The 1002-nt window shown below is 46.8% G+C and carries 1 protein-coding gene; it reads left to right on the top strand.

Annotated features, from left to right (window positions below; all coding sequences use genetic code 11):
* Window positions 1-196 precede the first annotated feature (196 nt).
* Window positions 197-865, top strand: coding sequence for a Crp/Fnr family transcriptional regulator (locus DXD25_RS08065; RefSeq protein ID WP_117662780.1), 669 nt, complete (start codon window positions 197-199; stop codon window positions 863-865).
* Window positions 866-1002 lie beyond the last annotated feature (137 nt).

Genomic DNA, 1002 nt, shown 5'->3' with positions numbered 1-1002 from the left:
ATTAATTTTCAGCTGCAAAGTTACGACTTTATTTTAAGACAACAAAGTTTTTTCGTATTTTTCTTGCTTATTACCAGAGCTTTAGCTAGTAAGATTCTACTCTTATAGGGCGTGCGGAGATTCTGCCTTCAAGATTCTAAAGGAAGCGAACAATAAATCGGGAGAAAATGCGTTATTGAATATAAAACTTAAATGTATGAAAGAATCAATATTCGTTACCTTGCAGAAATGCACGGTGTTTGAGGGATTTACTCCAGAGGAAATCAGAGAGGCACTGTCGATGGTAAGCTACCAGATGGTGGAGCTTGCTGCCAGGGAAACCTATGTGCTGGCAGGAATGCCCTGCAGATATGCCGACATCATTGTCGAGGGGGAGATGATAGCCCGCATGTCAGGATTGTCGGGCAAGCAGGCCCAGATAGATAGGCTGGGAGAATCGATGCTGATAGCCCCTGCCTATATATTCGCACATAATAACGAGATGCCCGTAAGCGTGGAGACAAGCAGGAAGACTACCCTCCTGCGCATGAGGCCTTCTGAACTGAAACTGCTGATAGATACTGATGAGCGCATACGCTGGAACTTCATCCAGCACCTGTCAAGGATAGATATCTTCCTTTCGCAGAAAATGCGCATGCTCTCCCTTTTCTCCGTCAAGGAGAAGGTGGCGCAATACCTCATCAAGATGGCTACCGAACAGCAGAGCAGAACCATCCGGCTGGATGTCAGCCGACAGGAAATGGCAGATATCTTCGGCATCCAGAAGTTCTCGCTCCTCCGCTGCCTCTCTGAATTCGAGGAGAAGGGTGCCATCAGGATTGAGGGCAAGACCATCACCATACTCAACTCGGATGAAATGAAATAAGCTGTTTCTCGCCGAGATGGTAGCATAAAAATCACCCACTCCCCGAGAGTGTAGCAACACCAGGAAAGATGGTTTCGGATATCGGCATATAGGGTGCTTGCAGGAGGCATATTGGGCATCAGCCTACACTCAATATA

It is taken from the genome of Prevotella sp. TF12-30, from assembly GCF_003436715.1.
Lineage (GTDB): Bacteria > Bacteroidota > Bacteroidia > Bacteroidales > Bacteroidaceae > Prevotella > Prevotella copri_A.
Note: the sequence above shows the minus strand (reverse complement) of the source record. Positions and strands in the feature narration are given on the sequence as shown.